This window comes from Alishewanella sp. HL-SH06 (genome assembly GCF_052656265.1).
Window position 1 is genome coordinate 575651 of the sequence record NZ_CP199752.1, and the last position, 25044, is coordinate 600694.

Annotated in this window: 22 protein-coding genes; 10 read left to right on the forward strand and 12 right to left on the reverse strand. The window is 47.1% G+C overall.

Annotated elements, in window-relative coordinates; all coding sequences use genetic code 11:
* Window positions 1-3: 3 nt before the first annotated feature.
* Window positions 4-375: a c-type cytochrome gene (locus ACUJFK_RS02530; protein WP_226750453.1), complete on the reverse strand. Its 372-nt coding sequence runs from the start codon at window positions 373-375 to the stop codon at window positions 4-6.
* A gap of 359 nt (window positions 376-734) precedes the next feature.
* Here ACUJFK_RS02530 and ACUJFK_RS02535 point away from each other — a divergent pair, with 359 nt between their 5' ends.
* The 4 genes from ACUJFK_RS02535 to ACUJFK_RS02550 are packed head-to-tail and all read left to right on the forward strand — an operon-like array spanning window position 735 to window position 2902.
* On the forward strand, window positions 735-1259 hold the full coding sequence (locus ACUJFK_RS02535; protein ID WP_445426811.1) for a DUF4258 domain-containing protein: 525 nt from the start codon (window positions 735-737) through the stop codon (window positions 1257-1259).
* A 10-nt stretch (window positions 1260-1269) separates the two neighbouring features.
* Window positions 1270-1710, forward strand: a complete 441-nt coding sequence (locus ACUJFK_RS02540) for a helix-turn-helix domain-containing protein (RefSeq protein WP_445425981.1) — start codon at window positions 1270-1272, stop codon at window positions 1708-1710.
* A gap of 58 nt (window positions 1711-1768) precedes the next feature.
* Complete coding sequence (locus tag ACUJFK_RS02545; RefSeq protein ID WP_445425982.1) at window positions 1769-2404, forward strand: RHS repeat-associated core domain-containing protein; 636 nt, start codon at window positions 1769-1771, stop codon at window positions 2402-2404.
* 9 nt (window positions 2405-2413) lie between these two features.
* A complete protein-coding gene (locus tag ACUJFK_RS02550; protein ID WP_445425983.1) occupies window positions 2414-2902 on the forward strand; it encodes an ankyrin repeat domain-containing protein in 489 nt (162 codons plus the stop codon).
* A gap of 345 nt (window positions 2903-3247) precedes the next feature.
* Here the strand turns inward: ACUJFK_RS02550 and ACUJFK_RS02555 are convergent, their stop codons facing one another.
* On the reverse strand, window positions 3248-3853 hold the full coding sequence (locus ACUJFK_RS02555) for a tyrosine-type recombinase/integrase (RefSeq protein WP_445425984.1): 606 nt from the start codon (window positions 3851-3853) through the stop codon (window positions 3248-3250).
* Between the two features lie 401 nt (window positions 3854-4254).
* On the opposite strand from ACUJFK_RS02555, the gene ACUJFK_RS02560 reads away from it, so the two are divergent.
* Window positions 4255-5697, forward strand: coding sequence for an IS1182 family transposase (locus ACUJFK_RS02560; protein ID WP_445425745.1), 1443 nt, complete (start codon window positions 4255-4257; stop codon window positions 5695-5697).
* A 517-nt stretch (window positions 5698-6214) separates the two neighbouring features.
* Here ACUJFK_RS02560 and ACUJFK_RS02565 read toward each other — a convergent pair.
* A complete protein-coding gene (locus ACUJFK_RS02565) occupies window positions 6215-6733 on the reverse strand; it encodes a DUF7482 domain-containing protein (RefSeq protein ID WP_226750448.1) in 519 nt (172 codons plus the stop codon).
* Window positions 6734-7075: 342 nt separating this feature from the next.
* On the opposite strand from ACUJFK_RS02565, the gene ACUJFK_RS02570 reads away from it, so the two are divergent.
* Window positions 7076-7666 carry a hypothetical protein gene (locus tag ACUJFK_RS02570; protein WP_445425985.1) on the forward strand — a complete coding sequence of 197 codons (591 nt, stop codon included), beginning with the start codon at window positions 7076-7078 and terminating at the stop codon, window positions 7664-7666.
* 360 nt (window positions 7667-8026) lie between these two features.
* Entirely contained in the window at window positions 8027-8722 is a 696-nt protein-coding gene (locus ACUJFK_RS02575) for a hypothetical protein (RefSeq protein ID WP_445425986.1), read from the forward strand.
* A gap of 67 nt (window positions 8723-8789) precedes the next feature.
* Here the strand turns inward: ACUJFK_RS02575 and ACUJFK_RS02580 are convergent, their stop codons facing one another.
* Window positions 8790-11453, reverse strand: a complete 2664-nt coding sequence (locus ACUJFK_RS02580; RefSeq protein WP_306177324.1) for a M14 family zinc carboxypeptidase — start codon at window positions 11451-11453, stop codon at window positions 8790-8792.
* Window positions 11454-11689: 236 nt separating this feature from the next.
* Between ACUJFK_RS02580 and ACUJFK_RS02585 the strand changes: the two genes are divergently transcribed.
* Window positions 11690-12241: a histidine phosphatase family protein gene (locus ACUJFK_RS02585; RefSeq protein WP_445425987.1), complete on the forward strand. Its 552-nt coding sequence runs from the start codon at window positions 11690-11692 to the stop codon at window positions 12239-12241.
* 16 nt (window positions 12242-12257) lie between these two features.
* Here ACUJFK_RS02585 and glpD read toward each other — a convergent pair whose 3' ends face one another.
* The 4 genes from glpD to ACUJFK_RS02605 all read right to left on the reverse strand — a co-directional run bounded on the left by glpD (window position 12258) and on the right by ACUJFK_RS02605 (window position 16609).
* On the reverse strand, window positions 12258-13745 hold the full coding sequence (gene glpD, locus ACUJFK_RS02590; RefSeq protein WP_445426750.1) for a glycerol-3-phosphate dehydrogenase: 1488 nt from the start codon (window positions 13743-13745) through the stop codon (window positions 12258-12260).
* Between the two features lie 120 nt (window positions 13746-13865).
* Complete coding sequence (gene glpK / locus ACUJFK_RS02595; RefSeq protein ID WP_306177322.1) at window positions 13866-15344, reverse strand: glycerol kinase GlpK; 1479 nt, start codon at window positions 15342-15344, stop codon at window positions 13866-13868.
* Between the two features lie 196 nt (window positions 15345-15540).
* Window positions 15541-16122, reverse strand: coding sequence for a hypothetical protein (locus ACUJFK_RS02600; RefSeq protein WP_445425988.1), 582 nt, complete (start codon window positions 16120-16122; stop codon window positions 15541-15543).
* Window positions 16106-16609, reverse strand: coding sequence for an RNA polymerase sigma factor (locus ACUJFK_RS02605; RefSeq protein ID WP_445425989.1), 504 nt, complete (start codon window positions 16607-16609; stop codon window positions 16106-16108). Before ACUJFK_RS02605 ends, ACUJFK_RS02600 begins: the two co-directional genes overlap by 17 nt.
* Before the next feature lie 205 nt (window positions 16610-16814).
* Here ACUJFK_RS02605 and ACUJFK_RS02610 point away from each other — a divergent pair, with 205 nt between their 5' ends.
* Window positions 16815-18269, forward strand: coding sequence for an amidohydrolase family protein (locus tag ACUJFK_RS02610; RefSeq protein ID WP_445425990.1), 1455 nt, complete (start codon window positions 16815-16817; stop codon window positions 18267-18269).
* 113 nt (window positions 18270-18382) lie between these two features.
* Window positions 18383-18559, forward strand: coding sequence for a superinfection immunity protein (locus ACUJFK_RS02615; RefSeq protein WP_445425991.1), 177 nt, complete (start codon window positions 18383-18385; stop codon window positions 18557-18559).
* 37 nt (window positions 18560-18596) lie between these two features.
* Here the strand turns inward: ACUJFK_RS02615 and ACUJFK_RS02620 are convergent, their stop codons facing one another.
* From ACUJFK_RS02620 to ACUJFK_RS02635, 4 genes are read right to left on the reverse strand one after another with little or no spacing between them, the layout of a single operon-like run.
* Window positions 18597-19457, reverse strand: a complete 861-nt coding sequence (locus tag ACUJFK_RS02620) for a DUF7281 domain-containing protein (RefSeq protein WP_445425992.1) — start codon at window positions 19455-19457, stop codon at window positions 18597-18599.
* A complete protein-coding gene (locus ACUJFK_RS02625) occupies window positions 19457-20698 on the reverse strand; it encodes a hypothetical protein (protein ID WP_445425993.1) in 1242 nt (413 codons plus the stop codon). The genes ACUJFK_RS02620 and ACUJFK_RS02625 overlap by 1 nt, the downstream gene beginning before the upstream one ends.
* A complete protein-coding gene (locus ACUJFK_RS02630) occupies window positions 20698-21318 on the reverse strand; it encodes a hypothetical protein (protein WP_306177316.1) in 621 nt (206 codons plus the stop codon). The genes ACUJFK_RS02625 and ACUJFK_RS02630 overlap by 1 nt, the downstream gene beginning before the upstream one ends.
* A complete protein-coding gene (locus ACUJFK_RS02635) occupies window positions 21318-24983 on the reverse strand; it encodes an ATP-binding protein (protein ID WP_445425994.1) in 3666 nt (1221 codons plus the stop codon). Before ACUJFK_RS02635 ends, ACUJFK_RS02630 begins: the two co-directional genes overlap by 1 nt.
* Window positions 24984-25044: the final 61 nt, after the last annotated feature.

The following is a 25044-nucleotide window of genomic DNA, read 5'->3' on the forward strand; positions in this document are numbered from 1 at the left end:
GCCTTATTCTGCCGTGGTTGCTGTGGCAGCCGCAGGCAGTAACGCGAAATATTTGCTTAGTAGGGTAATGTCATCATCAGTAAGACCGCGTGCTTGCGGGCTCATAATGGCATGCTTTCGCTCACCATCACGATAAGCCGTTAGTGCCGCACTCAGCTCGTTAGCCGAGCGCCCCGCAAGATGTGGGTACATGGCATTGCGAGAGATACCTCGCGGCCCATGACACGCTGCACAGGTGCGTGCCCGTGCACTACCCGCGGCTAACGTTTGCTGCTCTGCTGGCGTATAGTCTCGGCTAGGTGCGGGTGGTTGCGTCATATTGTTATCGCAAGCCACTAAGAGCATGGCGGCGAAAATGAACATGGCTTTACGCATACACTTCTCCTTATTATTCATGTAGTTTGCCACAACTTGCTGGTTAAGCCTATTTTTTCTATGGCATGCAACATGAAGAGCGTTGAGAGTATAGATGTTGAAGAGTAATATCAGTTAAGTACTTTTGTTGCCGCTTTGAGCGAATTGCAGCTGTTCAGTTCAGGCTCTCTCGGAAAAACGAATGTCTACTTTGCCTTCTTTGCAGACATTCGATTTATCGTAAACCTGACTCCATTGAGGCAAAAGGCAAGACCTGACCCCATAGTCTTGTAGTCTTGCGTGACCCCATAGTCTTGCGACCGGCACCATGATGCTGGATAACGGTGCCGACCTTCGGCATGTGCAGGAAATGCTGGGCCATGCCAGCATATCCACCACGCAGATTTATACTCATGTCAACAGGCAAAAACTCAGTCAGGTGTACCAGAATACCCATCCGTCAGCTAAAGGCGGCAGTGGGTTGTTTGGATGAATTTAAAACAATAGTTGACAGTGCGCACTTTACCTATCAGAATGACGGGTATCAAGTTGATAGGTTCTTCATGAATAAAAGCAACCCTAAAGGCGTTAACGAATTTCCTCTTACTGAGGAAACAGCCAGAAAGATAATGAATGATCTGGCAGAAAATTATACCCACAGGATTCGATGGAGTAAGCACGTAAAGGAACGCATGAGTGAGCGCGGTGTGACTGCCGGGCAGGTAATCACCTTACTTAAAAGTAAGCACTCAGTTTTTAGAGAAGGCCCATATCCAGAAGTAAATGGAGATTGGAAATTTAACTTGAAAGGGTTAGCTGCAGGCAAAGTTATTGAATTGACTGTTGCGCTCAAGAATCATCATGACAGTCCTATGTCAGTTCTGGTAACTGTTTGGATCGATTAAAGAGGTTGGTATGTACCATTACACTGAAAGCGGTTTATCAAATGTGTATCTCAAGAATGGTTTTACCGTTGAAGAAATCGATGGTGAAGAATATACAAGTATTGATGATATGAATGGCCTTCATAGAACGATTGCACAGGCTGTTGTCGATAGCAGGAAACCACTTACGCACGAAGAGTTTAAGTTTTTGCGTATTGAGCTGAATGTTTCTCAGAAAATGCTTGGAACACGTTTTGGTGTGGATGAGCAGACAATTGCACGTTATGAGAAAGGTCAGACAAAAATTCCCCGTACGACAGATGCGGCTTTGCGAACTCTGTATATGGAAAGCCAAGAAAAAAATAATCCAGTAAGTTATTTTCTTGATCTACTGGCGGATACTGAAGCAGAGGAAGCGGCAAAAGTAATTCGCCTGGAAGAGATTGAAGATCAATGGGAAATCGCAGCATAGTAGTTTAGTGCCACCTAATGCAGCATACTTAAAGCCGACTATTTAGTCGGTTTTTTTCATGGTTTTTTTAAGTTGGATTGGATCGTACTGCATACTAATCTATATGCAGCAGCGGTATTATGACCCGGTGATTGGGCGGTTTTATTCGAATGATCCGGTTGGGTTTACGGGCGAGCCTGATACATTTAACCGCTACTCGTATGTTGCAAATAATCCCTATAAGTATACTGACCCAACTGGTGAGGCGAAGTATAAAGGAGATAAAAGTGGGATTGCAGTAGCCAACCTAGCCGCAAGAGCTGTTGTAGCGGTTACTGAAAAAGGCTCTCCAATTAATAATGCGGCTCAGAGTGTTGCGGATACCACGCAGAAGTTAATTTACAATGATTCTGGATACAAAAAACATGGAAATTCTGCACGGCAGTCTCAGAGTGGAGATGTTTCTCGTAAGCCAGCTGATGGACAAGCTGCACTGAACAATTCCGTACCTCTTGGAAAAAATACTACTGCCCGTGTCGGTGTTGACACTGAAAACAAAGAAGTTGTTGTTCTTAAAAATAATGGCACACCAAGTAATGAATATCATGGCTACGTTCCTGGAAAACTCACAACTCAAGAGGCAAATGTGGTAAAGAAAAACTTTGATGGTGTTGTTGAAGTTAGTAAAAATGGAACTTGCAAAGTTAAATGTTAAGGACGAAATATGAAGCCATTTAACTATTATGGTTCCGCTATTAAAGCCACCCCGCTGCATTATTGTGAAACATATGATGAAGCAATAGAGTACCTTGAACAAGGATGGCGAGGAGATGAGCTATGCACAGGTATTTCTCCATACGTGCATAGTTGCGATGATATCCAGATTCTCGAAGAGTGTCTTAAGCGTGGAGCTAAAACTAGCAATGATATTTTGAAGACATCTGCCTTACATAGTCATAGCAAACTCAGCTTCATAAAACTATTAGTATCGTATGGTGCCGATGTTGACTACGTAAATTGGAATGGTTCAACACCTTTACACGCAGCGGAATACTTAGGGGTCATTAAATTTTTAATTTCGAAAGGAGCAAACCCCAATATATTAAATAATGACGGATTACTACCAGGAGACGATTATCCTTCAGGAATTAAATGGGAAAAAATGAAAAATTATCTCGCTCACATTCGTAATTTAAAAAAGCACGAAATTTGAGATAGGTTTTTGTCTTATACAGCGAGCAATAAGCAATATAAAAGGACACCCATCAACCGGTGTCCTTTTTTTATCTCAAACCGAGCAAAATCCCCAGCAGCCTGATCAGTGAATTCCAGTAAAAGTGATCAGTCCTCACCAGCAGGCCTGTCATTGTGGTGCAGCGCCTACATATAGCGGTGCTGCACAAATTGATCTTTTCTGCTGGCGGTGACTGATCAGTTCTGCTGCTTAATGCTGATCAAGCTGCTGTCATTTGCGGTTTAGAGTGCGTTCAAATAATAGGTGCTTAAAATAAAAAAATTATCCGGAATTGGTGCGTCTTGATAGAGGATGTCTGTTATCTCAAATATCTAAGTTTTCTGATGCTTCAAGAGCGTCCTGCACGTCAATTCCTAAATAACGGACGGTACTCTCAATTTTCTTGTGTCCCAGCAACAATTGAATTGCACGAAGGTTTTTGTCGCGTTTGTACAAAATAGACACTTTAGTTCTGCGCATTGAGTGGGTGCCGTAGAGGCTGCTATCTAGACCAATCGATCTGACCCATTTATGCACAAGTCGGTCATAAGCACGTGTGCCAAGGTGCGGCACAGTATGCTTACGCGAGGGAAATAAATAGTCATCGTGGCTTAACTCAGCGTGGGCTATCCAAGTGCGTAACGACTGACGGGTATGAGTAATTATCTCAAACATCACCGGCGTACCGGTTTTTTGCTGTACCACACTAGTACGAGTCAGAATATCGCCAGAGCGCATCACGTCTGAGACTTTCAACGCGACTAAATCACAGCCTCTAAGTTTAGAGTCAATCGCGAGATTGAATAGAGCCAGTTCCTTTAGGTTGTTGGCTATTTCCAGCCGGGCACGAATAGACCAAATCTCTTGTTGGCGCAGCGGCGCTTTTTGGCCGATAATCTTGCCTTTGTTCCAAGGTATGAGACTTGCCATGATGATGTCTCGTTGTTTTGTAGTGACATCGGGTTATCGACTGAGTCGCAGAAAAAATAACCGCATTGGATTTAAGCAGGCCCAACTAATAGCAAGCTTGGTCACGCACTTCATAAAAAGGTAGCTACGGTTGAGGAATTACTGCTTAAGATGATGTGCAATTAAAAGCAGCTACATCAGCTTGATACTAGCTGAATTAATGACTGCTTTAGAACTCAAAGCGGTCATCGGGGCTTGCCAAGGTAAATGTCTGCTATTGGCACAGGCTGTGTGAAAACTGCTGATCACCTTTTGGTCTAAGTAGCAGGTTTTTATGATCAATTATTCTTAATAAAACGCCCCAAGCCAACTGCTTGTTTACTAAAATTAATAGCATACGAAGCAATAGTAAGTGTGCTGATATGACCCACCATATAAAAGGCTCAGGCAGACATCAAGTAACATTGTTTCCTGAGGCACTGGATGATTTTGTTATTGAAAATAACCCTGTCCGAGTAATCGACATCTTTGTTGATGGTCTGCAACTTGCTTCTCTCGGCTTCGAAAATATTAATCCAAAACAGACTGGGCGGCCTGGGTATCACCCGGCCACCATGCTTAAACTGTATATTTATGGATATCTGAATCGTATCCAGTCTTCCCGCAGATTAGAAAAAGAAGCGCATCGAAATGTTGAATTGATGTGGCTGCTTGAGCGATTAACCCCTGACTTTAAAACCATCGCTGATTTCAGAAAAAATAACGGTAAAGGTATTAAGAATGCTTGCCGTGCTTTCATTGACCTATGCAAGCAAATGCAAATGTTCACTGATGTGATTGTTGCCATTGACGGTAGTAAATTTAAAGCGGTAAATAGCAAATCGAATAACTACACTCCGAGCAAGGTTAAAGGCCACATCGAAAGAATTGAGCAAAGCATCAGCTTATATCTGGATAAGCTCGATGATGCCGATAAAAAGGCAGAGCTTGAAGCTAACTCAGAATTAACAGCAACAAAGTTGGCATGGCTTCAAAAGCGTTTAGAAGAGTTAAAGCAAGTGCAGCAAGCCGTAGAGCAACATCCTGATAAACAGCTGTCATTAACAGATCCTGATTCTCGGCTGATGAAAATAAACAATGTTAACCGCCAAGTTAGCTATAACGTACAGACAGCAGTAGATGCAAAGCATCATCTGATTGTTGCTCACGAGGTAACCAATATCCCTGACCGTGGCCAGCTAACGACTGTGACCAAATTAGCGCAAGAGGCAGTGGGTAAGACTGATATTACTGTTCTTGCCGACAAAGGGTATTACAGCCGGAGTGATATTAAAGCGGCTCAGGACTTAGGAGCCGTAGCCTTAGTTCCAAAAGGTGATACCTCTGGAGCTGACCGCAAAGGGCTTTATAACCTCGCACTGTTTAAATATAACCAGGAAAAAGACATCTACATTTGTCCTGCGGGTAACGAGCTTCAGAATCGGTTTACCACCGTTGAAGATGGCTTAGAATTGCAAATGTACTTTAATTGTATTGCTTGTAGGGATTGCAGCCAGCGCGCCAAATGCACCACGTCAAAAAGTGCAGCTAGGCGGATCCGTCGTTGGGTGCATGAATCTGAAATGGAAAACATGCAGGCTAAGTTAGATGCTGCACCACAATCAGCTACGATACGAAAGCAAACCGTGGAGCACCCGTTTGGAACGATCAAAATGTGGATGGGTGCGACTCACTTCTTGATGCGACGATTTACCAATGTAAGCACTGAAATCAGCTTACACATACTGGCATATAACCTGAAACGGATGATATCGATTTGGGGCGTTGAGGGATTGAAAATTAAGCTAAAGGAGCTTTATGAATAGTGAATATTATTGCGTATAAGCCATTGTCAGTCACAAAGACCACTTGGGTATGTCGATTTAGTCAAAGCCAAATCCCCATAGAACAAAATTAAACTTTAGTTAGCCAAGTTGAGCGAAATTCTATTGCTGCTATGGAATAACTTGGTGGCAAAGCAGAAATTTTGAGTTTTTACACAGCCTGGGCACACATCGGTTATTCAGCCAAGCACATACCGCTACGAAAAATATCCCCCCTTTGCAGCGAGCCGGCTGTTCATCGTTGACCAAGGTTTAAGAAAACGGGTGGTTGAGTGCAGCGACGGTAGCGCTGCGCAAGTGATGTTTTCGCCTTGGACATCGCAGGTACAGTCGGGCTTTCGAGCGGAATTGAGGCATTTTCTTTGGATACTTTCTTTTGGCGACGCAAAAGAAAGTATCTCACCGCAGGTGAAATCGTTGATAGACACGCTCTAAACTTAGGCTGGGATTATGTTACAAACGATTGCCGCTAAGTGTTTGAGGCAGAGCCGAAACATGCTTAGCGCACCCCCCGAAGCGCTTGGCCATTTTCGCTGCGTGTCACGGGGCAGTTCACCACAATATTTGTCATCTCTAGCACGACTTCTTTATTCTCCTCGGCAGCCAGTACGTCTTCTTCAGACTTTAGTTCGCGCGGGGTTGCTTGCGTGGACCATCTAACCATTACGACTCGCCAAAGTGGGCTGTAACTGCGGTCTTTGTTCTCGGCACCAACCGGATCCGGTGCAGACTGAAAAACGCTGATTTGTTCTTCGTTAGGAAATTTGTACACGCGTTCTACAATAGAAGAGCCTCTGGGCATGTTGATTGCTGAGGCAAGTTTAGGTACATGGTTTGCTCCCATCATTTGAGCCATTGCCAAATCAGAGATGTCAGTTGTGATGTACTCGACGACTCGGCCATCGATCCACGCTCTGCTAAGCGGTAACACGGTTTCGCTGCGTCCGGCATCGAATACAGGTGAGGTACAAGCAGAGAGTAGCGCAATAACGATGGTAGAAAAAATGGCGAATTTCATGACTGACCTCTATTTGATTTGCTGCTTGGCGCTGCAAGAGTTAGCAAAGCGCTACTTCTAAGGCGCGATGATGATTTGTTTTAGGTAAGCCTAGCATGGCGCTGACTTAATAAGGTGAAAGTGAACGTATTTTTTATGGTAAGTGTTTGAGATTAAAGATTAACCGCTAGATACTTAGCGTCCATATTCACTCATAACCCCTTTATATCTGCGGAAACTGGCTTTATGCCAGTTTGCTGGCTGGCCCGCACAGCCTGATAAATAATCGCTAGTATGGTTTAATGGTTAAAAACAGGGCAGCTATGCCAATAATGTCTGCGCGATTAAATTAAGGTGAACAATGTGCGTAAAGCTACGTTAGTTATATTCATGTTAGGGCTACTTGTGGCCTGCGATAAAATGCAAACCCTTTCTGAAGCGGCGCAAGTAGAGCGCACTATCCGCCAAGAGGTGAAGCGCGATGTTACGGGGTTAACTGCGCTAACTCAGGCGGCAGATGAAACCGAGTATGATGGCTTTGCCTGGCGGCGGGGCGAGACTATTCAAATTCGCCAGCGCCAAAACGGTGAGTTAACGCTGTTAAAGGACGTGCAAGCCCCTGAGATTATTGCGACTGCGGTAAAACACAATATTCCCAGTTTTAGTGTGGTGCGTTATCAGCAAGGTTGGTTAGTGGTGTTTCGTACCTACGTCAGTAGCCATTGTCAGGTCGTCTATGCGTATGCTTATCACGGCAAATTGGATAACACGCCGCAATGTAGTGATGCAGTATTTGCTGAGCAGGCGAATGGTAAGTGCCAAAGCCCCATCAATGATGAGTGGCAAGTATTTAAAGAATGGTTTTTTGCCGAGTCACTGGTTGCTGAAGGCAATCCGGTATGTGCGGCTAAAGTAGCGCAAGGCTGGCAAACGCCAGTGCAAATCAATAATTAAAAATGATATTTGCAACAAGGTTTCGCTGGCTTGGCTAGGGCTGCCCTTTAGCGTGAGCCGATCTCTCTAGCGGAATTGGCGTGCATTTTCTTTAGATGTTTGTTTGTGCTGCAAAAGTAAGTCTCTTACCGCAGGTGAAAGCGTTGCTGCCGTTAGAGCTAACGGTGTAAAAATGTGACATCGGGTGCTGGCACAGCGAGTGAATTAACGCCGTTTCGATATAGTTTTCGACTATTTTCTAGTTAAAATGACTAACTTAAGTTTGATGTATATTTTTAAGATGCTGTTATTAATAGGTTTATTAAGTTGGCTATGTTTTTGCAATGCTCAACCTATCTTAATTATTTGCGAGTACTATTTATGAAAATGAGCACCTTAACCCTGGCTGTTAGCCTTACTTTAGCTGCCTGTTATGTTGGCGGTGTTATGCCTTTTTCCGCGGAGGCGGCAGAAACTGCCACGCAAAATGCGGAAGATATTTCCAAAGTGAATGGCAGTATTAAAGTGGCCGCCGGCAGCGTAGCGGGTGAGGTGAGCACCGTGAATGGCAGTATCAATGTAGCGGAAGATAGCCAGGTAAAATCGGCGTCTACGGTAAATGGTAGCATTACTTTGGCAGAGCGAGCGCAGGTTACCGGAGAGACCTCAACAGTAAATGGCAGTATTAAACTGGCCTCAGGTAGCAAGGTGATGGGCGAACTGAGTACGGTGAATGGCGACATGGTGATCAACAGCAGTACCGTAGCGGGCGATGTTAGTACGGTAAATGGCACTTTGAAAATTGAAGGCAGCCAAATCGCTGGAAATCTAACGACGTTAAACGGTAATGTTAGTTTGCTGGCAGGCTCAGTAGTGCAGGGCGATCTGGTTTATGCCGAGCGCACTGCCCGCAAAAGTTGGTTTAGCTGGTTTGGTAAGGATAAGCATAAACCGGCAACCTTAACCATCAGTGCCGATTCAAACGTGCAGGGGCAGATCATCTTAAAACAAGAGGTGAACTTGAAATTAGAAAATGCCGCACTGGCAGCACGCGTGGTAAAGCAATACACCGAGTAGCGGGCCAAAAAAAGCGGCAGGTTTTCCAGCCTGCCGCTTTTAAGCGAATCATGAAACGTTTAAAGCATTAACGCAGTGGAGTGGCGTGCGCCGCACCGCGGAATACCGCGTTGATATACAACAGGTGCATGCCGTCGACATAGGCGCGGAAATTAGGCTCTTGGGTAAACGCAATAACCTGGCCACGACCTTGCGCTTGCACCATTAACAACGGTTTATGCGCAATTTGCTGGCGATTTTCTTCCCAAACAAAACCCCCAGCAACAAGCTTTTCCGGTGATGCGAAAGTCAGTACATTGCGACCATGTGCCAGCGTTAGTGGCTGATAGATATAATTGCCAACAAAGATGCTATTCACATTCGCTGGCACCCCAGCGGTTAGCCAATGATCTTGGTCTACTTCGGCTCGCGCTAAAAATCCAGACACGCTATCAGGCTGCGCTTGAAATGCTTCTAAGCGCTGCTGATACAGTTCACGGTTTTCTAGTAGCATACCGGCGACTTGCGCTTCAGCTTCAGGTTTCTTTTGCTCACTGACTTTAAATTCCCGCTTGCTATTCAACAGCGGCTTATCACCTTGGATCAACCAATCGGTTGCATTACCCAGCGCCACTAACACACCGCCGCGACTGACAAAGTCGTGAATTTTTTGTTGAGCTTGCGCCCCCAAAGCTTGATTATAATTGCCTTGGCTTGCTGGCAAGATCAGTACGTCGTAATGGCGCAGTTCAGCACGTAACAGTTGTGCCGGGCGAATAGCCGTTACCGGGTAATCAATGCCTTTTTCTAAGACAAAACGCGCGCTACCGGCACTTAATGGGTTCGCCGGTTCATCCCATAACAGGGCCACTCTAGCATTAGGGATGTTCTGCACATTGCCTGAACCAAAATTTGGCCCATCTTTAATCCAGCTGCTATTAATACCGGTAACATGAGCGCCGCTGCTTTGAGCAAGTTGTTGAATTTTAGTGGCTAACTGTGGGTTGTCGGCATGGCTTAAAATTAAACTGCCGGCGGGGTAGCGCACGCCATTGCTGTGCGTAAATGGCAAGTCACTGCTTTTAACCGTTAAACCTTGCTGCAGTGCGTGGCTTAACAAGCGCGCAGCCGCCATATCGCCCCAAGGTACAATGAAGCCATAACTGGCATCGGTATTCGTGACTTTACCGGCTAAGGTGGTCTCTGGGCCCACGATTGTGTTGGCAACGTCTACCGCGCGGTTACAACGGTTTACTTCCAGGTTATACATCAACGGTAATGACCAGGCGGTCACGTCATAAATTTCATCAGGCAGGTTTTTCGAGCGACGATCCTGCTGGCGAGCAATAAAGGCTTCAGCCATTTTGACGTCGTCATCTAGCAGATTGCGAATTAACTGATAAGTTGGCTGCGCGGCATTAACCACGTAAGCGCCTTGCTGATAACTGTTACCACAAGCCCGAAAATCGGCCGTGGCTTGGTTAACGGTAATGCCGTGTTGGGTGAGCACGCCCATTAATTTTTGGTGGCCAGCGGCATCACGGGTGGCAGGGAAAATATAGCTGCGGATGCCATCTTTCTCACCCTGAGTGAGCGATGTTTGCCGATAGCTGTAAAAGCGCTGTAATAGATCTTTGGCGCGCTTACTGGCGGTTTCAAGCGTAGACATATAAGCGATAAAGTTACGTTGTACGCCATCGGCATACGTTAAAATGCTGCCATCGGTACGGCGATAGTTATGGCCGCGAGCTGAGCCCATTTCGTAGGTTGTGGCGATGCCGCCATAGTACAGTGGCCAGCTGGCACCGTAGCCAGGATACATGGCATCAAAAATTTCCCGAGTAAAATAATCATAGCCAAGCTGATCAAACCATTTGGCGTTGTTTTGGCCTAACCAATCTAAGCTTTCACGCTGTGCACCGGTGACCAGTGGGTTGTAAGGTTCTGCTTCTGGGCTGAAGTAAAAACTTTGATCGCCGCCCATTTCATGCGAATCGACAAAGATCAGCGGAAACATCTGCTGTAACACTCTTACCTGATTTTTGATTTCAGGTTGGGTCAGCGAGATCCAATCGCGGTTCATATCAAACAGATAATGATTGGTGCGGCCATTTGGCCAAGGTTCGTTTTGCTCTGCTGAGAAACGATCTGCGGAGTGCGCGATACCGACTGTGGCGTAATAACGGCTAACAAAGCGGTTACGGCCATCCGGGTTTTGCATAGGCTCGATATACACCAGGGTATTGGTCAAGATGGCTTGGGTTTGAGCGCTTTGGTCTGCGAGTAAATGATAAGCTAGGCCCATCAGCGCTTCCGGTGGGCTAATTTCGTTACCATGCACGCCGCCGGCAAGCCAAACACTGGCGGGTAAGCTATTAATTAGCGCATCTGCAGAGGCTTTGTTTAAGTTACGTGGATCGGCCAAACGGCGCATATCACTTTCTAAACGGTCTAACTTGGCAAGGTTATCAGCACTACCAATCACCGCATAAAATAACGGCCGACCTTGCCAACTTTCGCCATACTTCACTAATTTGATGCGCTCTGGGTAACTGCTGGCCAGGGTTTCAAAATAATTTAAAATCTCAGCGGGCGCTGAAATGCGCTCGCCCAGCGCATGCCCTAAGCGTTGCTCAATTGAGACAACATCGTTTTGATATTGACTATCGGGAAAAAACGGCACTGTTGTTGGCGAAGCCGCCATGGCTAATGTCGGAAACGCAAGGCAACTTGCGAGATATAAGGCGCGCATAAATTAGCATCCTAAAAACGAAAAAAACTACTGTAGAAGCTCGTAAGTGTAAAGGCAAGCCACACCTGCTAGAGTTTCGCTCAAGTTGCTATAGGCCTCGGTAAATGGCGAAATAGATTCAGATTAATCGTTTTAGCGCTTTAATGCGTAGCCTATATCAGGTGTTGTGAACAAGAGTTATACAGCATGCGTCATGGCTTGCAACTAAGATGTGTCGCCCCGAAAAGGATACTCTAATGAAACTTGTCAAATGGCTTGTGTTGTTAATGTTCAGTGCTAACGTGTTGGCAGATACCGAGGCCGCTTGGCAGGCTTGGCAAAAGGGTGAAGCACTGTTAGTGATGCGACATGCCCTTGCGCCAGGTATTGGCGATCCAGCTAATTTTCAGCTGGCAGATTGCAGTACGCAGCGTAACCTCAATAGCCAAGGTCAGCAGCAGGCCTTGGTTTGGGGGCAACGTTTGCGGCAACGGACTACTGCTCAGATCAGCGTTTATAGTAGTCAGTGGTGTCGTTGTTTAGACACCGCATCTTATATGGCGGTAGGCGAGGTGAAGCCATTACCGATACTCAATTCTTTTTTCGCTGGTCGCGGTAGTCGTAACCAGCAAACTGCAGCTTTAATAGAGTATTTTGCCAGCAGTACCGTGACGCAACCTACTGTTTTAGTGACTCATCAAGTTAACCTTACCGAGCTCACCGGCATTTTTCCGAAATCGGCCGAAGCGCTGATTATCGCCCTGCCACTAAATAAGCCCGTAAAGGTGTTAGCGCGTGTAGCGCCTTAACGCCACTGTTTATTCGCTATGCCGTCGTGGAGGTGTTATGTTGCAAGTAATAGGTTAAAGCTTGCACCTGCTCTGGTGTGGCCTGTAAACCGAGTTTGGTGCGACGCCATAAAATATCCTCGGCACAGCGTGCCCATTCGAAGCTGCGCAAGTAATCCACTTCGGCTTGCCATAGATCAGCAAAAAAATGCTGGCCTAGATCGGTTTCGGTTTTTGCTTCTGCCAGTATGTGAAAGCTTAAGGTGCCATAAGTGCGAACCAAGCGTTGGCAAAAACTTGGCGCAAGCCAAGGGTAATGTTGCAGCAAATGCTGTTTAAGTGCGGCTTGATCGGTAAAGTCACCGCCTGGCAAAGCATTGGCAGCTGTCCAGCGAGGGCCTTGTTGCGGGAAAAAAGGCGCTATTTGATCAACGACTGATTCTGCCAAAGTACGATAGGTGGTGATTTTGCCACCAAATACCGAAATTAACGGCAAGGTATCATCTAGGCTGTCGAGTAAGATTTTATAGTCACGGGTGACGCTTTGCGCCGAACTGGACTCATCTTCGAGCAATGGCCGTACGCCAGCAAAACTATGCACAATGTCTGCTGTGGTAATTTTTTGTTTAAAGTAGTGATTAATCACCGCGAGCAAATAGTCTGTTTCTTCAGAGCTGATACTGGCATCTGCTGGATCCCCTTGATATTCGACGTCGGTAGTGCCAATCAGCGTGAACTGATCTTCATAAGGAATAGCAAAAACAATACGCTGATCTTCATTCTGCAAAATATAAGCTTGTGGCTGCGAATGTAAGCGAGGCACCACAATATGGCTGCCTTTGACCAAACGAATTGCTTGCGGGCTAGGCTGTGCGAAAGCCTCGCTAAACAGTTGGCTAACCCATGGCCCGGTGGCATTTACCACGGCTTTACTGTGCACGGTAAATACATCACCGTTATCTTGATGGCGTAAAGTTAAACACCAATAATCATCTTGTCGTTGGGCTTGAATGCAGCGCGTATGGGTATAAATGCTGGCACCTCTGTTGCGCGCGGCACAGGCATTCAAAATCACTAAGCGGGCATCATCAACCCAACCATCGGCGTATTCAAAGCCAACTTTGATACTCGATTCGAGCGGGCTAGTGGCGTCGAATGTTACTTTGCGCGATGCCGGTAATTTACGGCGAGTGGTCAAATGGTCGTACAGAAACAGCCCTAGCCAAATCATCCAAACTGGGCGTAGATGGGCTTGGTAAGGTAAGCAAAAAGTCAACGGCCACATAATGTGTGGCGCATTTTTTAGTAATATTTCCCGTTCAGCTAAGGCTTTTCTGACCAAGCTGAATTCAAAATGCTCCAAATAGCGTAAGCCGCCATGGATCAATTTACTGCTTTTAGATGAGGTGGCAGAGGCTAAATCGGTTTGTTCGCATAGCAAAACCTTTAAGCCGCGCCCTGCGGCGTCGTGCGCAATACCGGTGCCGTTAACGCCACCGCCAATCACCACCACATCGACTTTCATGACCAAGATAGAACTCCTAATAGCGAATAACACGGCTGGCTGAGGTGGCGACGTTCAGTGAGTGCTGAATACCGCGGGATATTACGTTAAAACGCTTGTTGAGTTAGCTAAGAAAGCTGACTATAAACGAACTTGTGCCACTGCATGTTGCCATTTGGCATACAGTTGTTGTCGTTCTTCGGCACGAATACTTGGCTCAAAACGGCGTTCGCAATGCCATAAACTGGCCAGCTGTGTCGTAGAGCTAAAAACCCCACAGTGCAGTCCTGCTAAATAAGCGGCACCCAATGCGGTGGTTTCGGTGTTCTCTGGGCGCTCGACAATAGCGCCTAAAATGTCGGCTAAAAAAGCTAATACCCAATTATTTTTAACCATACCACCATCGACGCGCAGCACGTTGGGGCGTAGACCATCTTTCTCCATGGCCTTTTGTAAATCTTTAGTTTGATAACCCACAGATTGTAGGGCGGCGGCGACAATTTTATCGATACCGGTATCGCGGGTTAAGCCCAGAATAGCGCCTCTGGCGTTGGCATCCCAATACGGAGCGCCTAAACCGGTGAATGAGGGAACTAAGAACACGCCATGGTCATGGGGTACATGTTGCACCATGGTTTCACTCTCGCCCGCGTTGCGTAATAATTTTAAGCCTTCCACAATCCACTGCATGGTGGCTCCGGCCATAAAAATGCTGCCTTCGATAGCATAAGTGACGTTGCCCTCTAGACGATAGGCGATGGTAGTGAGCAGCTTATTGGCTGATTTAAGTGGCTTTTCGCCGGTATTCAACATTAAAAAACAGCCTGTGCCATAGGTACTTTTAGCCATGCCGGGTTCAAAACAGGCTTGACCAATCAGTGCTGCTTGCTGATCACCCGCCATACCGCCAATCACAATAGGCTGACCAAACAAGGCGGCCTCAGTTTCGCCAAAATAGGCTGCACTGTCCATGACTTCGGGTAGCATACTGGCTGGGATGTCAAAGACCTCGAGCAACTCCGGATCCCATTGCTGGTTATGAATATTAAATAGCAGAGTGCGAGAGGCATTAGTGGCATCGGTGCGATGCACTTTACCTGCGGTCAGTTGCCAGAGTAAAAAGCTGTCTACGGTGCCAAAAGCCAGTTCGCCGCGTGCGGCTTGTTGTTGGGCACCGGGGACGTTATCTAAGATCCAACGGATTTTGCTGGCAGAAAAGTAAGGGTCGAGCAGTAAACCGGTTTTGTTACTGATGGTGTCCGCTAACTGTGGGGTTAGCAGCTGTTCACAATAGCCACTGGTGCGTCGATCTTGCCAGACGATGGCCGGATAAAGGGTTTTGCCGGTGCTTTTGTGCCACACCAGCGTGGTTTCTCGTTGATTGGTAATGCCCAAGGCTTTGACCTGAGCTGCCGTGATCTGTTGCTTGGCGAGTACCTGTTGGCAACAACGTAGCACCGACGACCACAGATCTTCTGGGTGGTGTTCTACCCAGCCATTGTCTGGAAAATGTTGTTCGAACGTCTCACTGACACTGGCCTGCGGTTGGCCTTGTAAGTTGAACAGAACGGCTCTAGAGCTCGTCGTACCTTGATCGATTGCCAGTAAATACTCTGCCATGGGGTGCCCGTCGCATGGATCTGAGCATAGCCACATCGCTGCTAGCGCTTTAGAGTTAGTGCCACTAACAGCTACGTCGACTCATGCTAGAAATAAGATAAGTGACTTTAATATAAACACAAATTGGCTATGACCGTAAGTGAAACTGAGTATTTAACTGCTTTAAATTTCTTATTCGGTCGCTTGGCACCTTCTTTTATTCGCTTTCTTGAAACTCCGCATACAACAACTCTAGATGCGCCAGCTGCTTCTTTGCTTGTTGCCGTTTTCTGCCTAATAACCACCAACCTATAGCGCAGCCTGGGAGCACTATAAAGCTGTATACTTGCAGCAAGATAGTAGGAACTTGCGCTGGCTGCCACCAGGCTAGGCCCCATAGCGTTATCACAAATAATAACAAGGCTAAGCAACTGTATTGGTTGTAACGCAAATAGCGCACGGTGTTTCGGCATTTTTCTAAACGAAAGAGCAGCAAGCCTTGGCTGCTCCAGTCAGAATAATTGAGCAAGGGCCGGTGCAGGCTCACGCTGGTCAGTACGATGCTGATGGCCCCAGCAAACAAAAAGAGCGCTAGAAACATATCTAATAGGGTTCGCTCCCCGAACAGTTGGCTGCAGCCCATTAATAGCAGTAGCCCAGCAGCAGCGAGTTCGGCCCAGTATTGCCAACGTTGATAGTTTTGCTGGCGTTTGGCTGCGCGTAAATCCGTGGCCAGTGGCTGCGTTGGTTGTTGCTGCCACGCTTTGCTGAGCTGCTTAAAATCAAAGGGCGGTTGCATGTTGCAAGATCTCCTGTAAAGCCATTTTGGCGCGATTCATTCTTACCCGCACGGCACCGTAACTGATGCCGAGAATATCGGCGATCTCTTTCTCATCAATATCTTCCATCGCCAAGGTGAGTACTTGCCGATGAGAAAGGGCGAGTTGCCGCACGGCTTGTAACAACACATTGTTTTGTTGCTGTGAGGAAAATGCCACTGAGGGGCAATCGCTTTGTAATTCGTTTAGATGCTGCTCTTCTAACGGTTGCCACACCATGCGGGTCGAACCGGCGATATGGTCGACCACTACGTTATGCACAATTCGAAACAAATAGGCGCGTTTGTTATCTACTTGGCTTAATTTCTCTGCTGATCGGTGCAAGGCCAGATAGGCTTCTTGTGCCAAATCTTGGCGTAAAGACGGATCGGCTTCATAGCTCATTAACGTGCGGCTAATCGCGGCTTGATACTGCAGCCAAAGTTGCAGTGCGAGATCAACAGTCATAATGCCTTACTAAAACCATAGCGACTTATCCTTAAGTGATTCGGCTCTGTATCGCCTGATCGCGCGTGAGCCATTTTTAGTTCTAGTCTGCCGCAACGTGCTAACTGTTACAAAAATAAAAATAATTTTTTTTGTAACAGTTTTTTCAACCTGCACGACTTATTAGATAACCGACAAAAGATTCACGCAACAACAGGAGCGCGTAATGAGAAAGGGTGTTATCAAGCCGTTATTGTTTTCGGCACTACTGAGTCAAAGTGTGCTGGCTGAAACGGTGCTTTACCACAATGCAACGGTCATCGAGCCGGCCACACAGCAACAAACCCGTGATGCTTGGTTGTTAGTCGCAGATGGGCGCATTGTGCAAACTGGGCAAGGTGCGTTACCTAACGCAGTCACGCAGATCGATTTACAACAGCAGTATGTGTTGCCGGGGCTGGTGGATGCTCATTTGCATATGACCGCAGGGCCGCATCGGGTAGAAATGCGTAACGGCCAACCGGTGTTAGCGGTGACGGGCACGCCAGAGCTTACGCAGTACCATGCTTTAACCACCTTAGCGGCGGGTGTGACCACCATTTTTAATCCAGCCGGTGAAGCGGCCGCCAATGCGCATTATGTTGCCAAGCAGCAACAGGGGGCTTGGCTAGGGCCTAGAATGCTATACGCCGGTGAAGTGTTTGAGCCAACCCCCATTATTGGCGGTTCAGTTTATCCGAGTACTGAGGCCAGTTGGCAAGCCGAGATCGCACGGCAGCAAGCACTCGGTGTCAACGTGATAAAGCTATATCAGGGCTTAACGCAAGCTGAGTTGGCACAAGGCATTAAGTTAGCAAAAGCGGCGGGCTTAAAAACCATCGCGCATTTAGATGGCGTGAGCTGGCAATATGCGGCCGATTTGGGTATTGATGCCTTAACGCATGCTTTACCGACCAGTGCCGAGTTGTTAGCGGAGCCGGCACGTACCGAGTATTTAGCACTGCGCAAGAACCCTTACGACACCCGCTATGTTTATCAGTGGTTTGAGTATGTCGATTTTGACAGCCCAGCCTTACAAAGGTTGTTTCGTACTTTGGCTGAGAAACAGATTCGGGTGGATCTGACTGCGACCTTCAATGAATTGCTCTATCACTTTGCGGACTCAAACCAATTATATCCAGAACAAGCGCTCAGCGTTTTGCATCCTGATGTACGGCAAAGCTGGCGCGCCAATATGGGCATGTTGGTATACAACTGGACCGAGCAAGATTTCGCAGCTGCACAACAGCAACTACCCAAAGTACTGGAGTTGATCCGCCGCCTGTATGAAGCCGGTGTACCTTTATTACTGGGCACCGATGCGGTCAGTAGTGGCCCATTTTTATTGCGTGAAATGCAATTACATCAACAAGCAGGACTAACCTCTTGGCAGGTACTGCAATTAACCACCAGTGATGCAGCACGCCACTTGGGTTTGGGCCAAGAAATTGGCCAGTTGAGTGCAGGCTATGCGGCAGACTTTATCGTGTTGGCAGATAACCCCTTGCAGGATTTAAGCGCATTACAACGTATTCAGAGCGTGGTGCAAGGCGGCAAACTGCACACTGTGGCCTCGTTACAAAACGCGGCTAACCCATTTTTACCTACAGCCGGCATTGCGGCTAACACCACCACCAAGTAAGGAGCCCCATCATGGATACTATTAATGCCTTCATCGCTGAACTACAACAAATGAACACCCTTGGGTTAGTCGGTTTTGGCGTGCTGTTTTTGGCCATTTAGTTTTTACCCAGCGTGTTAGCGGCCATCTTTAATCGGCAGCATTTGGGTAAGATTGCGCTGTTAAACATTCCGGCAGGCATGTCTTGGATAGCGTGGTTTGCACTGCTCGCTTGGGCGGTAACGGGCAAACTGAGTCACAAGCTCGCCGCAAAAGCAAAGTTAGCCCCTGTGAGTAAAGTCGAGTCATAAACCAAGTGACACAGCGGCTGACGATAAAGCCGCTGTGTTAGCGCAAGTTAATGGCATAAAGCGCCAAGCCTTGCATTTGCTGCTGGCGCAAGCCCTTTAATTGCTGACAAATAAGTTGTTGATAGGGTTGAAATGCAGAATGAACCTCTACGCGTAACAGCTGATCTTGATACTTTAGTTGCTGATCAGCCTGCATGTCGACGCTAGCACATTGTTTAAACTGTGCAAACTCAGGTAACAGGATGCTTTGGCAGTGCAGACTAAAGGCAATAGCTAACCCCGCTAAATCGGCATCACCAAAATACAGGCTAGGTTTACCGGTGTGTTGCCATGCGTCGTTCAGGGCTTTGCCACCGGTACTATAGTGGCTATCGCCCCGATAGATCACCAGCGGGTTTGTGTAGCGGTGGTGTAAGCGAAAGCGCGTGAGCTGATAAAAACAATCGAGGTTTTCGACGATGACTAAGGCGTCATACTCGCTTAGCTGCAGCTCACGCCAATCAAGATCAACGGTTGCTATGGTTAACCCCGTTTGCGAGATGGCAGTATTCAGCCTCAGCAATACTCTGTTTTGTCGCGGGCTTGCCCCGGCACTTTTCAGCTCTTGGTTAGCGTACTGAGCTTGCTGCAGCCGATCTTGCTCACAGACCTTAGCGCGAAAACAGACTTGCTGTAATTGCAATTGTGCTTCGGCAATGTGTGCCAATAGCGGCAGAGTAAACTGCACAACGGGTAAGTTGGCGCTGTGGCTTGGCAGTAACTGTTGCTCGATACACCAAGCAATAACCTGTTGAGCGACTTTTCCCTTGCTGCTAATGGCAACCTGACCATCGCGCTTAAGGCGCTGCTCAAGCTGTGCCAGCCAGTTCAGCGCCTGTAAGCCAAGTGCCGCCTGCATTAGGCTGCCTTTAAACCAATATTAATATCGCGGATCAGCAACAGGCCGTTAAAGGCACTGGCTGGGGCTTCTTCGCGTGTGATGCTAAACATCTGTTTTTCATCCAGCGGTAACGCCTGATATTCGGCTATGATCTGATACAGCCAGATCTCGCTATCCCAGCTTAATTGCTGAGTGCTCAGATAATCTAAGGCACTGATCTTGCCACCTTGATCAATTACCCGCAGATAGAAGTTTTCAACATCCGTTTTCAGCGCTTGCTGACGCGCAGCAATTTCTTCGTCTTGCAGCAGCAAGCTAAAGCTAGCGCTTTGTGTATCGGTTAGGGTCACGCTGCTTGGGCGTGGTAGCGCTCTGACTAATTCTGCCAGCACTTGTCGCTCTGTGGCCTTATCTAGCGCAATGGCGGCTTGCGGTTTAATACTGGCAGCTTGGTTAAACAAGCTAGGCACGTCACTGCGATGAGGATAATCAGCAGGCTGATATTTAGGGTGCTGCCGTAAAAACGCGGCCATATTGGCAATTAACAACGAGCGTGCTTGCTGTTGGCGGAATTTTGCCAGCAATTCGACCAAGCGTTTTTGTACTTCTAACAAGCTGCTGTGATGCGAGCTGAGTTGGTTTTGCAATTGACTGACCAGCAGTTTTCGCAGGTGATTATTCCCTTCCGACAGCTCAATCAGTTCGTGAAAGTCGAGTAAATCTAAACCATCGAGTAAGCGGCGTAATTGTTTTTGCGCGCGTTCGTTTTCACGAATTTTATCATCGAGGCTACTGACAAAGCCAAAGTCGCTGTTAAGCCGATGCCATAAGCTGTCGATGGCTTCTTCAAACTGGCCACTTAGGTCATGCACATGTTCGGTTAAGCGTTGCAGTTGTAGCTCGGCCACACTGTAATCGCCTTTAAACTGGGCATCGCGATAGGCTTGAACCCGGTTACGGATCTGCTCGAGCTTTTCGGCAACGTCGGCATTGATCTGACGGCGGTTTTCATCAGCCACCATACTGGCAATTAATTCACTGACTAATGGCCGCAGCGCCAACGGTTGCTGTTCATCTGGGCGCCATAAAATGCGCGCGGCAATCAGTTTTTTTAACGCCCCTTCGCTAAAAGCACTTTCGTCAATAAAGCCATCGACATAACCTTGCATCAAGGCTTTATGATGCTTGCCCAATAACGCTAAACGTTCAGCGCCGATGCTAAATAGGTTCGAGGCGATAGCCGGTTCTAAAGGCGCCATTAGATCAGCGCCTCTTGAGTGGGTGTGTCATCAACCGGTAGATGCTCTTCATCGCGGATAAAACGAATGAGATCAATAAGGTAATCAATTTTACCGGTAACCACATAGTATTGGCGTTCAGCATGAGGTTGTAATAAGTAACCGTGTTCTTTTAAGCGGCGGAAAATCAGTTTAACTTGGTTATCTAACTGCTCGCTTTGGCTATTAAAAAAGCGATCGCTGGCAAGCGTATTTAAACGCTGGCGCAAGCTTTGGTTATCTTCGGTGCGCAGCACAAACTCTTGCAATTTAATTGTATCACCGGCGGTCAGCGCACTGTCGCGGCCTAAGGTTTCTTGCACCAGTTGTAGCCACTCTAATAACGGCAGCAAAGATTGTACGGTTAAAGAAAATTGGCTGCTTAAGTGTTCACGTGCTTCTTTAGTTAGCTCATGAAACCCCAAGAAATACACACTGTGATCATCGTTACTCACTAAGCGGCGATTCAATGGGCGTAAATAATGGTTAATCTCTTGCTGCGTTTGTTCTTGGCTTAAATGCCGATAAGCATCTTCATCAGTGATCTGACAAATAAAATCACCGGCCAGCAGGCGCTCTAATAAAGGTCCATGGTGTAACATTAGCTTACCTCCTGCTGTTTCTGGGCTAATCGCTCGGCTAAACGACTGACTTTCGGCTGAATACGTTTAAGCTGGCGCTGGCTTGGATCTTGTTGGCTCGGTTCAATTAAATAGCGATGTTGAAACAGCATTAACACGTCGGATTCTGGATTAGGGAAAGCACCCACAATAACAATATCGTTGCTGCTACAGGCCGCAAACAGTTTTTCGACGTTGTGATAGGCCAAGGTGCCAATTTCATCAATAGGCCAGTGGATCATCACTTTAGCTTCGCCACGTAAGAGACGGGTGAACGCCAATAAGTACTTACATAAAATCAGGTAAGCCATACCATGACTAGACGATTCCAGCAGTTGCCGATCGTTTTTAATGACTAATTCCGAGCCCCCTTCGCTTAAATGTAGCTCTAACCTGAGTAGCGATTCGATGCTGTATTGCTCGTCAGCGCGCAGTAAATCGACCACATCAGCTAAGGCATTCAAATAATGTTCTGATGGCAAAGCCTTACCTGACGCCGCCCAGTCATCATACAATTTGGCGAACTGTTTTAATGGCTGCCAAAAGCCCAACTCGTCAATAGTTGATAAAATACGTACTTCAGAGCGGCTAATGCCTTCTAGTACCAGATCATCCGCCACCGCTTCACTTAACCGGCGGCTTTGTAGCGCAATACGGCGGTTAATATCACTAAACACCGTGAAGAATTTCTTTAAATCGCCGCCAATGTTCTCGCCCATTTCAAGTAATTGCTGCTGCGCACCTTTTAAGATTTCTAGCAGGTTTTGCAAAATAGGCAGTTGTTGGCGTTTACCGGCGTAATCCGGCAATTTGCGTTTTTCATGCTCGAGCCGGTCTAAAAACTCTGGGCCAGCATCTTTGCTCAGCACGGTTTCAAACTGCTCGAAGGCAAATTTTAAAGCGCTATCCAATTTACTACGCTGCTCTAAGGCTTCATTGGCGCGAGCTAAGCGCTCAACACTGTCGGCAGACGGTGCCATGGATGCAGGGGTAATACTAGCTAAATGCAGTTCTTGCAGTTTAGTGAGTACCGGTTTTAATTGGTTAAGTAACTGTTCTGCTTGGCTCATCAACTCTTGTTGCTGGCGTTTTTGTTCTTCCAGCTGCTTTTGGCGAGCACTGTATTCTGCTTTTAACTGCTCTAAAGCTTGTTTACCGCTGCGTTGCTGTTGTTTTAATTCGGTTTCTTGAGCGAGCAACTGAGGCCGCAATTGTTGCCAATCCAGCGCCATAAATTTTTGCCAATTATTCAGTTCATCATGACGATTCTCTGTGGCTTTGATGTCAGTTTTTAGCTGATCTTGTTTTTGCTTGAGCTCAGTTAAACGACGCGGATCAATGCCTTTTGCCGATAACTCTTCATTAAAAGCTTGTTGCAGATCTTTAATTTGGTTTTTGTTATCGTCGCGCTTGTGCTCAAGTTGACGCTCTAATTCGTCAATTTGTTCATCAAAAACGTATAACTCTGCTTGCCAGTCGGTTTTTAATTCAAGCTTTTGGCTTTGATGATCTTCTTTTAGCGCGCCTAAATCAGCTTGTTGCTGCTGCTTTAATTTTTCCAGTTGTTGCTGTTGGCTTTGCAACGTATCGCGCACACTGCTTTGCCGTTGTTTGGTTAATTCGCGTTGCTGTGCTTGTAAACGATTGCGAGCGTCACGGGCATAGTCAATATTTTGCTCAGATTGAGTGAGTTGCCACTCGGCTTGCTCCACTTGAGCACGACACAACTCGGCCTGTTCGAAACGCTCTTTTAATAGCTTTTCGGCTTGCAGTTTGTTGGCCTGGGCTTGTTGTAGCTGTTGCTCCGCCGTTTGAATACGATGGCGAATGGCCGCTTCATCTTGCGCATAATCGGGGGTATCAATGGCGCTGAGATCGACCTTTAAACCATAAAGGCTGTCGCTCAATTCCGCCAAATGCGGCTGTAAGTCTTGGCGTTCTAATAAGCGCTCATCGATCACCTTGCCTAGCTTTTGCTCCCAGCCGTTATAGTGCAAGCGCAAGTAGTGGCGCAAACTACCTTGTTCCGGCGTCAGTTGTCGGTTGAGTTGCTGTAATTGTTGCTCGGCGCTATGCAGCCCCTTGCGGCTTTGCTCTAACTGCTGATTGGCCTGTTCACGCTCTTGCCGAGCCTTTTGATGCTGTTGTTGCAACTGCTGGAGTTGCCGAGCTTGCTGCTGGGCTTGCTGCTGGGCTTGCTCTAAACGCAGTTCGGCCGCACGCAATTCATCGTGTTCAACTTCGGTGAGGGGGGAAGTATTTAACTGGCTTTGAAGTACTGCAATGGTACTGCTCAGTTGCGTTAGTTGTTCAGCAAATTGTTGTTGGGCATGTTGTAGGCGGCTTTGAAAGCTTTGCTCGAGTAGCGCCAGTTTGTTTTCTTGCTGCTCCCGAGTCTGGTCTTTTTGCTGCTGTAATTGCCGTGCTTTGGCACGATGCTGCTCACTTAAGCGATTAAATGCTTCGGCCAGTTTGGCTTTGCGCTGTTCTAATTGCCGTTCTAAATCACCATGCTGTTCCACCATTAATTGATACTGCTCGACCACTTCTTGCAAGGTGTCGCGCCACAGGGGTAGGGCATCAGTATCACGTTGCAGCTTAGGCATATCTTTGGCGTCATAATCATCGAAACGCTGTTGTAACTGATCTAAACGCGCACTGGTTTCATGCAAATCGGCTTCGGTTTTACTCAGTTTGCCATTGTGCTCAAGTTGCTGTGCATTAAAGTGTTCTTTTAATAACAGCAGTTCACCCCGTAACTGATTAACTTGCTGTTCGGCATCGGCTTTACGCAGTTTTTGTTGTTGCTCATCTTGTTGTAACAACGGTAACAATGCACTGAGCTGCCCTTCGGCGCCGTCTAACTGCAGTGCTAATTGTTTTAAGCGCTCAAAATCTTGTTGTAGCTTGTCCAACCGCATCGACTGACGCATTTGCTGGATCCACTCGCGCGCCTTGGTGTTTTTCACCTTAGTGGTAGGTAAGGTAACGCCATCTTCCTCAAAAATGGCGGCCAGCATGGCTTTTAGCGTGTCCATTTTGCCTTCTTTGGCATGCACGGCACTTACCAGCTTTTCGATGTGGCGTAATTTATGGCCACTGCTAACCAAGCTAAAGGTTGCGGCTAAACGCCTTAGCTTTACGCTATCGGCGTTGTTACCACGCAAGGCCGCCGCATCATTTTGAATAATACTGCGGTACTCGCTGGTGGCACTGATTTTGGCTGACACTTGCACATCCGGCCGAGCGCGCATGGCACTGGCCCAATCGCTGTAACTGAGTGCTTTTACGCCTTCATCGCTTTGCGTCAGGTAAAAGTCGCTTTGATAAGCCGCGGCCACTAAGCGATAGTCAACACCGCCGTCGCTTTTCCGGGTTAGCACCACTTGGCAAATATCACCGCTCTCGCGCTGATATTCATAAATTAAGTAGCTGTTAGAAAACGGCAGGTAAAACTCATCGAATTTTTTACGGGTTTTCGGTACTACGCGGTTGGGTTGCTCACCATAAAATACCGGCACTAAGCGTTGTAAGGTGGTTTTGCCTGAGGCATTGGTACCACAAATATTGGTGTGTTGATCCAACTGTAATTCGACCACACCGGGCAGGTGGGTATGGATTAACACAATACGAAGTAATTGAGACATAGCGCATCCTGTCGGCGGCGCGAGAATACTGCGCCGCTATCTGCAAGTTATTGCGGCTTAT

Excerpts from the sequence above, each read along its gene's own strand:
- ACUJFK_RS02580 (WP_306177324.1), bottom strand. The coding sequence starts at position 11,453 with ATGCGCGCCTTATATCTCGCAAGTTGCCTTGCGTTTCCGACATTAGCC.
- ACUJFK_RS02555 (WP_445425984.1), bottom strand. The coding sequence starts at position 3,853 with ATGGCAAGTCTCATACCTTGGAACAAAGGCAAGATTATCGGCCAAAAA.
- ACUJFK_RS02535 (WP_445426811.1), top strand. The coding sequence starts at position 735 with ATGCCAGCATATCCACCACGCAGATTTATACTCATGTCAACAGGCAAA.
- ACUJFK_RS02610 (WP_445425990.1), top strand. The coding sequence starts at position 16,815 with ATGAGAAAGGGTGTTATCAAGCCGTTATTGTTTTCGGCACTACTGAGT.
- ACUJFK_RS02600 (WP_445425988.1), bottom strand. The coding sequence starts at position 16,122 with ATGCAACCGCCCTTTGATTTTAAGCAGCTCAGCAAAGCGTGGCAGCAA.
- glpD (WP_445426750.1), bottom strand. The coding sequence starts at position 13,745 with ATGAAAGTCGATGTGGTGGTGATTGGCGGTGGCGTTAACGGCACCGGT.
- ACUJFK_RS02605 (WP_445425989.1), bottom strand. The coding sequence starts at position 16,609 with ATGACTGTTGATCTCGCACTGCAACTTTGGCTGCAGTATCAAGCCGCG.
- ACUJFK_RS02635 (WP_445425994.1), bottom strand. The coding sequence starts at position 24,983 with ATGTCTCAATTACTTCGTATTGTGTTAATCCATACCCACCTGCCCGGT.
- ACUJFK_RS02585 (WP_445425987.1), top strand. The coding sequence starts at position 11,690 with ATGAAACTTGTCAAATGGCTTGTGTTGTTAATGTTCAGTGCTAACGTG.
- ACUJFK_RS02550 (WP_445425983.1), top strand. The coding sequence starts at position 2,414 with ATGAAGCCATTTAACTATTATGGTTCCGCTATTAAAGCCACCCCGCTG.
- ACUJFK_RS02620 (WP_445425992.1), bottom strand. The coding sequence starts at position 19,457 with ATGCAGGCGGCACTTGGCTTACAGGCGCTGAACTGGCTGGCACAGCTT.
- ACUJFK_RS02565 (WP_226750448.1), bottom strand. The coding sequence starts at position 6,733 with ATGAAATTCGCCATTTTTTCTACCATCGTTATTGCGCTACTCTCTGCT.
- ACUJFK_RS02540 (WP_445425981.1), top strand. The coding sequence starts at position 1,270 with ATGTACCATTACACTGAAAGCGGTTTATCAAATGTGTATCTCAAGAAT.
- ACUJFK_RS02530 (WP_226750453.1), bottom strand. The coding sequence starts at position 375 with ATGCGTAAAGCCATGTTCATTTTCGCCGCCATGCTCTTAGTGGCTTGC.
- glpK (WP_306177322.1), bottom strand. The coding sequence starts at position 15,344 with ATGGCAGAGTATTTACTGGCAATCGATCAAGGTACGACGAGCTCTAGA.
- ACUJFK_RS02625 (WP_445425993.1), bottom strand. The coding sequence starts at position 20,698 with ATGGCGCCTTTAGAACCGGCTATCGCCTCGAACCTATTTAGCATCGGC.
- ACUJFK_RS02560 (WP_445425745.1), top strand. The coding sequence starts at position 4,255 with ATGACCCACCATATAAAAGGCTCAGGCAGACATCAAGTAACATTGTTT.
- ACUJFK_RS02575 (WP_445425986.1), top strand. The coding sequence starts at position 8,027 with ATGAAAATGAGCACCTTAACCCTGGCTGTTAGCCTTACTTTAGCTGCC.
- ACUJFK_RS02630 (WP_306177316.1), bottom strand. The coding sequence starts at position 21,318 with ATGTTACACCATGGACCTTTATTAGAGCGCCTGCTGGCCGGTGATTTT.
- ACUJFK_RS02545 (WP_445425982.1), top strand. The coding sequence starts at position 1,769 with ATGGTTTTTTTAAGTTGGATTGGATCGTACTGCATACTAATCTATATG.